Consider the following 6,717-nt stretch of genomic DNA (forward strand, 5'->3'; position numbering starts at 1 on the left):
ACTGGAGTTCAGTGGGCTCTTCCGATATCGGGGCATACGGCTGTCGGTTGGGAGGTCGGGCTCTTTTGCGGGAGCCCTACGCGACGGGCATGACGTACCGGCACGGCCCCGCCCCCGGGTTGAGTCGCGGCCGCGGGTGCGTGGGGTGGCGCGGCTTCGCCCGCGGAGGCGTGGGTGGGCGGCAGGCCCTTGGTGGGTTGGCGCCGACGGCCCGGCGTTCGTGCCGGGGTGGCCGGATACAGTACTCAGCGTGTGGGCCGACAAGCAGCGGGAGACGCGTACCGAGCAGTCCGACGGCCCTCGTCGACGGGCCACGATCCACGACGTCGCCCAGCTGGCCGGAGTGTCGCGCCAGACGGTGTCACGGGCCGTCAATGACAAGGGTGAGATCGATCCGGGGACCAAGGAGCGGGTGCTGGAGGCGGCGCGGCTGTTGGACTATCGGCCGAGTCGGTTCGCGCGGGGGCTGGTGCGGAAGGGGACCGTGACGGCGGGGCTGGTGATTCCGGACCTGATGAATCCGTTCTTCCCCGAGGTTGCCGCCGGTGTGCTGGAGGCCGCCGAGCAGCGTGGGTGGCAGGTGGTGGTGTGGGACTCCCGTACCGATGACGCCAGGGAGCGCGAGGCGCTCGATGTGCTGTCCCATCAGGCGGACGCGGTTGTGGGGTACTTCAAGAACGAGGACGACGTTCTTGCCCGGCGGCTGGGAGGGGTGCCGCTGGTGCTGTTGGAGCGTGGTCCGCAGCAGACCCGGTTCGCGGCTGTGGGTATCGATGCTGCGGCCGGTCTGGAGCAGGGCATCGCCCATCTGGTCCGTGCGGGGCATCGCCGGATCGGCATGCTGGACGGCGACCGTCTCGATGCCCCCGGCCCTCGGCGGGAGGCCTTTCTGGCCCAGGCGCGGCGGCACGGGCTCCCCGTCGACGGCAGCTGGGTCGTGAAGTGTCCCGAGCACAGTGTCGCGGGTGGGGAAGCGGGCATGGAACAGTTGTTGGACGGTCGGCCCGAGGTCACGGCTGTCTTCGGCTTCAATGATCTGATCGCCATCGGTGCGATGCGTGCCGCTCGGCGTCGGGGGCGGCGGGTGCCCGACGACCTGGCCGTCATGGGCTTCGACGGACTCTCGCTGGGCGAGCTGGTGGAGCCCGCTCTGACCACCCTGCACCTCGACAAACGGCGGTTGGGACGGCTGGCCATCGAGCAGGTGGCACGGCTGCGCGCGGGTGAGGAACCCCTGAGCGGCGCGGACGCGTGGGTCCTGCCCGAACTGGTGGTACGGGCCTCCGCCTGAGACTCGGGGCGGATGGGACTTTGTTTGGGCTGGGCGGGGCTCCGTTTCAGCCCCGGGTCGACGGGCCCGCCGTCCGAGCTTCGGGTGGACGGGCCCGCCGTCCGAGCCCTGGGTCGGTGGGCTTCTGTCCGAGCCCTGGGTCGACGGGCCTTCGTCTGAGCCCCCCGGCTGGTGGGACTCCGGCTGAGCCCCGGGCTCGTGGGGAAGGCTCCGACGCCTGTCGGAGGGGCTCAACACATCGGCGGTGTACGTCTCTTGACAGTGGTTTTCGGCCGCCCCGATACTCGACGGCAACGTTCACGTGAACGCTCACGGACCTCAAGAACGCTGTCGGCCCGAGCCCGGAATCATCTGCCGACATCGTTGTCTCCCCCCACCCCGTAGACGGGCCCGCGGCAGCGCCATGCCCCGGCTGAGCCGTGCCCGGAAAGTGAGTGCGCGCCGATGGAATACCGAACGATGTCCCGCAGACGCCTGCTGGGGGCCTCCCTCGGCGGTGTGGGCGGAGCCCTTCTGGGCCTGTCCGGATGTGGGGCGGGCAATGGCTCGGCCTCGGCGGGCACCGACCACCTCAGCATCTGGTACTGGAACGGAGCGCTGAGCGACAAGCTGCTCGCCACCGCCGGGCGCGGAGTGCCCGGAGTGCCCGGTCTGAAGGTGAAGGGCGCGCCGATCGCCGGCGACTACGAGTCGAAGGTGCGCACCAGCATGGCGGCCCGCGCCTACGTGCCGGACCTGGTCTGTGTGAACTCCAGCATCGCGGAGTTCTTCCCGGACGAGCAGGAGTTCCTGGACCTGAGGGACCTCGGCGCGACGGCCCTGGAGGACCAGTACCTGGACTGGAAGTGGAAGAGCGGCATCACTCCGTCCGGCCGGATGGTCGGCTTCCCGCTCGACGCCGGCCCCACCGCGCTCTACTACCGCCGGGACCTCTTCGAGAAGGCCGGACTGCCCACCGAGCCGGCGGAGGTCGCCGAGGCCACCTCGACCTGGGAGAAGTACCTGGGAGTCGGACGGACACTCAAGGCCAGGGCGCCCGGCAGGCCGTATCTCGTCTCCCAGATCAGCTACGTCTTCCGGATGGTCCTCTACCAGAGCCCGAAGCAGTTCGTCGACGCCGACGACCACTTCATCGGCGACCAGGATCACGTCAAGCACGCGTGGGACCTGGCCGTGGAAACGTACCGGCAGGGGCTCAGCGCCAGGGTCCTGGACACGACGCCCGACTACAACGCGGCCGTCAGCCGCGGCCGGGTCGCCACGATGATCAACGCGGTGTGGGCCATCAACGGCCTCAAGCAGGTGGCGCCGAAGACCTCGGGGACGTGGCGGCTGACCGCGCTGCCCGTCGGGCCGACCAACTACGGCGGCTCGTACGTGGGCATCACCCGCTACTGCCGTGACCCGGAAGGGGCGTTCGCCTTCCTGAAGTGGCTGCTCGGGCCCGAGAACCAGCTGAAGGCCTATCAGGAGATGGCGCTGTTCCCCACCACTCCGGCCGCCTACGACAAACCGGCGATGCGCGAACCCGACCCCTTCTTCGGCGGTCAGAGCCCCGTCGACGTCTTCGGCCCGGCCGCCGAGAAGGCCCCGGTCATCTTCCGCAGCCCCTACGAGGACACCGCCAACACCCCCGTCTTCCAGGAGCTGACCAACGTGGAAACGCTCGGCAAGAACCCCGACAGGGCCTGGCGGGACGCCATGAACGCGGCCGAGTCCGCGCTGTCCCAGCGGGGGGTGAGCTGACGTGGCCACCCTCGCGGGAACGGCGCCGGTCCCCGCCGCCGACAGCGGTGAGGAGGCGGGCGGCCGGGCGGGCGCGGGCGCCCCGCGTGGCCGGTGGCGGCGCCATCTCCCGCCGTACCTCGCCATCTCCCCGTACTACGTGCTCTTCGCCGTCTTCGGGGCCTTCCCCGTGGGCTTCTCGCTGTATCTGTCCTTCCAGGACTGGGACGGCATCGGTGACAAGCGCTTCGTCGGCCTGCAGCAGTACGAGTGGCTGCTCAAGGACTCGGTGTTCTGGCACTCGATCCTCAACACCTTCCAGATCTGGTTCCTCTCCACGGTGCCGATGCTGCTGCTGGCCCTGGTGCTCGCTTTCCTGCTGCACTCGCAGGTGCGCTTCTCCGCCGCCTACCGGGTGGCGTACTTCATCCCCAATGTCACCTCGATGGTCGCCATGACGATCGTCTTCGGTTCCGTCTTCGCCCAGTCGGGTCTCGCCAACTCGATGCTCAGGGCGATCGGGGTGGACGGGGTCGGCTGGCTGAGCTCGTCCCTCGGGATCAAGTCGGCGATCTCCATCATGATCATCTGGCGGTGGGTCGGCTACAACGCCCTGATCTTCCTGGCCGGTCTGCAGGCCATCCCCACCGAGCTCTTCGAGGCCGCCCGGGTGGACGGTGCGAACAGCCGGCAGGTTCTCTTCCGGGTCGTGGTGCCGCAGTTGCGGCCGGTGATCCTCTTCGCCGTGATCACGTCCACGATCAACGGGCTGCAGATCTTCACCGAATCCCAGGTGCTCTTCTACTCGGACGACCCCGGAACCACGGGCGGGCCGGGACAGGAAGGTATGACCGTCGTGCTCTATCTGTGGCAGAAGTCCTTCAACGACCTCCAGTTCGGCTACGGGGCGGCGATGGGCTGGTTGCTCTTCGCACTCATCGCGCTCTTCGCGATCATCAACTGGCGGCTGGTGTCCGGCTCCGACCGCGACGACCGCCGTGGCATCGCGCTGCTGCGCAAGGGGGCCCGCGATGGCCGCTGACCGTACGTCCTCCACTGCCCGTACGTCCTCCACCGCGGGGCTCGCCATCGGCTCCGGCAGCAGGGCGACCCGGATCTGGGTCCGTGTGGCCCTGCTCCTCGGGGTGCTGGTCTCGATGTTCCCCTTCTACTGGCTGGTGGTGATGGCCTCCGTCACCACCCAGGACATCCTGAGCTATCCGCCCAGGCTGGTGCCGGGCACGCAACTGCTGCACAACATGGGGGAGGTGATCGACCGCATCGACTTCTTCACCTCGCTGTACAACACCGTCGTGGTCGCCGTGGCCGGCACCGTGCTGGTGCTGTTCTTCGACTCCCTGGCCGCCTTCGCCTTCGCCAAGTACGAGTTCCCGGGGAAGAAGTTCCTCTTCGGCACCCTGATGGCGACCTACATGATTCCCGCGCAGCTGTCGCTGGTGCCGCAGTTCGTCACCATGGCCGAGTTCGGCTGGGCCGGCACGCTGAAGGCGCTGGTCATTCCCGGTGCGGCCAACGCCTTCGGCATCTTCTGGATGCGCCAGTACGCGCAGAACTCGCTGCCCGACGAACTGCTGGACGCCGGACGGATCGACGGCGCCGGCTTCTTCCGGCTGTACTGGCAGGTCGCGATGCCGCTCTTCCGGCCCGCGCTGGCCTTCCTCGGCATCTTCACGTTCATCAGCATCTGGAACGACTACATCTGGCCGCTGGTCGTCATGGTCAACCCGGACCGGGTCACCCTCCAGGTCGCCCTCTCCAACCTCAACGTCGCCTACAACACCGACTACGCCGTCGTGATGGCGGGGGCGTTGATGAGTGTCATCCCGCTCATCGTCGTCTTCCTGATCGGGGCGCGGCACTTCTTGAGGGACCTTGCCGCGGGGGCGACGAAGATGTGATCGAGGTGCACAGACGCCAAAGCGCGGGGCGCCCCACCCGTGGGGCGGCCCGCGCTTTGGCGTCGCTCGGCGGCGGCTTACAGCGCCTGGGCCGAGGGCTTCACCATGCCGCGGACCGTGCGGGACTTGACGAAGTTGCCGAGGGCCGTCATTTCCCATTCGCCGGAGAACTGCTTGATGAGCTTGGCCATCATCACGCCGGTCTGGGCCTCCGCGCTGGTGAGGTCGAAGCGGACCAGTTCCTCGCCCGTGGCGGCGTCGAGGAGGCGGCAGTAGGCCTTGGCGACCTCGGTGAACTTCTGGCCGGTGAAGGAGTTCACCGTGAAGACGAGGCCGGTCACCTCCTGGGGGAGGCGGCCGAGGTCCACGACGATCACCTCGTCGTCACCGCCGCCCTCGCCGGTGAGGTTGTCGCCGGAGTGCTTGATCGCGCCGTTCACGATCGAGAGCTTGCCGAAGTAGCAGCTGTCGATGTGGTTGCGGTTCGGGCCGTACGCGATGACCGACGCGTCCAGGTCGATGTCCTTGCCCCGGAACGCCGGCTCCCAGCCGAGGCCCATCTTCACCTGGGAGAGGAACGGGCGGCCGCCCTTGACCAGGGAGACGGTCTGGTTCTTCTGGAGGCTCACCCGGCCCTTGTCGAGGTTGATCTTGCCTGCTCCGGGGGCGGGAGCAGCCGGTGCCGCCGGGGGTGCGGGCGGAGCCGGGGGTGTGGTGAGGGGCGGGGCGGGGGGCGTTACCGGGGTCTGGATCGTGGCTGCGGGCGGGGCGACCGGGGCGGCGGGCTGGGCCGGGGCGGACGGCTCCTCCACCGATACGCCGAAGTCGGTCGCGATGCCCGCCAGGCCGTTCGAGTACCCCTGGCCGACGGCGCGGGCCTTCCATGCGCCGTTGCGCAGGTAGACCTCCACGATCACCAGGGCCGTCTCCGAGCCCAGCTGCGGGGGTGTGAACGTGGCCAGTACCGAGTTGTCGGCCGCGTTGCGGATCGTGGCCGTCGGCTCCACGCCCTGGAAGGTCTGGCCCGCGGCGTCCGGGCTCGCCGTGACGACGATCTTCTCGATGCCCGGCGGGACGGCGGCCGTGTCGACCGTGATCGCGTCCGGGGACGAGCCGCCGCCCGAGCGGTACGTCACGCCCGGGCCCGCGGGCTGGTTGTAGAAGATGAAGTCGTCGTCGGAGCGCACCTTGCCGTCGGCGGTGAGCAGCAGGCCCGATACGTCGAGCCGCACCGGTGCGGCGACGTCCACCGTCACGCGGGTGACGGGGAGAGGGATGTTCGAGCCGGGGGTCATAGCTGTCATGCCCGGTGAACGAGCGGACCCGCTTTGCCGTTCCCTTACCTGGCGGCCAATCGGGTCAGCGGGCGTTGCGGGGGTGGTTGCGGGCCGTGCGTTCGTTGCCGTGTTTGTAGTTTCCGGTCCAGCGGGCCATGACCAGCTGGGAGTCGCCGGATTCCACCTCCGCGAGGAACTGGGTGGCTCGGGGGCCGCGGAGGGTGGTGGCGGGGCGCGTGTTGTGGGTGATGGTCACGGTGCCGTCGGAGTGTGATTCGTAGGTGAAGCCGTGTGGGCGGGGCATGGGTGGATGGTAGGGGGGTGGGGGTGGGACGGCCCAAGGGTTTTTCGTCCTCAAACGCCGGACGGGCTGAGTTGGTGCGGGCCCGGGCAGGGTGGGCGGGGGTCGGGCTGAAAAGCAGGGCGCAGCCCGCTTTTCAGGGGCGCGGGGAACACATCGGAATAGAACACGTCTGAACTCAAGTCACAAACAAGCACATAGCGA

General features: G+C 68.8%; 6 protein-coding genes. 4 read left to right on the forward strand and 2 right to left on the reverse strand.

Annotation, left to right across the window (positions count from 1 at the left end):
- Positions 1–250 precede the first annotated feature (250 nt).
- The 4 genes from AB0I18_RS51170 (at position 251) to AB0I18_RS51185 (ending at position 4,935) form a co-directional block, all read left to right on the forward strand.
- On the forward strand, positions 251–1,291 hold the full coding sequence (locus AB0I18_RS51170; RefSeq protein WP_363112744.1) for a LacI family DNA-binding transcriptional regulator: 1,041 nt from the start codon (positions 251–253) through the stop codon (positions 1,289–1,291).
- Between the two features lie 459 nt (positions 1,292–1,750).
- Complete coding sequence (locus tag AB0I18_RS51175; protein ID WP_363112745.1) at positions 1,751–3,037, forward strand: extracellular solute-binding protein; 1,287 nt, start codon at positions 1,751–1,753, stop codon at positions 3,035–3,037.
- A gap of 1 nt (position 3,038) precedes the next feature.
- The gene (locus tag AB0I18_RS51180; protein WP_363112746.1) at positions 3,039–4,058 is read left to right on the forward strand and encodes a sugar ABC transporter permease; all 1,020 of its coding nucleotides are present in this window, start codon (positions 3,039–3,041) and stop codon (positions 4,056–4,058) included.
- A complete protein-coding gene (locus tag AB0I18_RS51185) occupies positions 4,048–4,935 on the forward strand; it encodes a carbohydrate ABC transporter permease (protein WP_363112747.1) in 888 nt (295 codons plus the stop codon). The genes AB0I18_RS51180 and AB0I18_RS51185 overlap by 11 nt, the downstream gene beginning before the upstream one ends.
- 77 nt (positions 4,936–5,012) lie before the next feature.
- Here AB0I18_RS51185 and AB0I18_RS51190 read toward each other — a convergent pair whose 3' ends face one another.
- Together AB0I18_RS51190 and AB0I18_RS51195 are read right to left on the reverse strand one after the other, a co-directional pair.
- On the reverse strand, positions 5,013–6,230 hold the full coding sequence (locus AB0I18_RS51190; protein WP_363112749.1) for a TerD family protein: 1,218 nt from the start codon (positions 6,228–6,230) through the stop codon (positions 5,013–5,015).
- 64 nt (positions 6,231–6,294) lie between these two features.
- Positions 6,295–6,516, reverse strand: coding sequence for a hypothetical protein (locus AB0I18_RS51195; protein ID WP_363112748.1), 222 nt, complete (start codon positions 6,514–6,516; stop codon positions 6,295–6,297).
- Between the last annotated feature and the right edge of the window lie 201 nt (positions 6,517–6,717).

Source organism: Streptomyces sp. NPDC050704, from assembly GCF_040654355.1.
Lineage (GTDB): Bacteria > Actinomycetota > Actinomycetes > Streptomycetales > Streptomycetaceae > Streptomyces.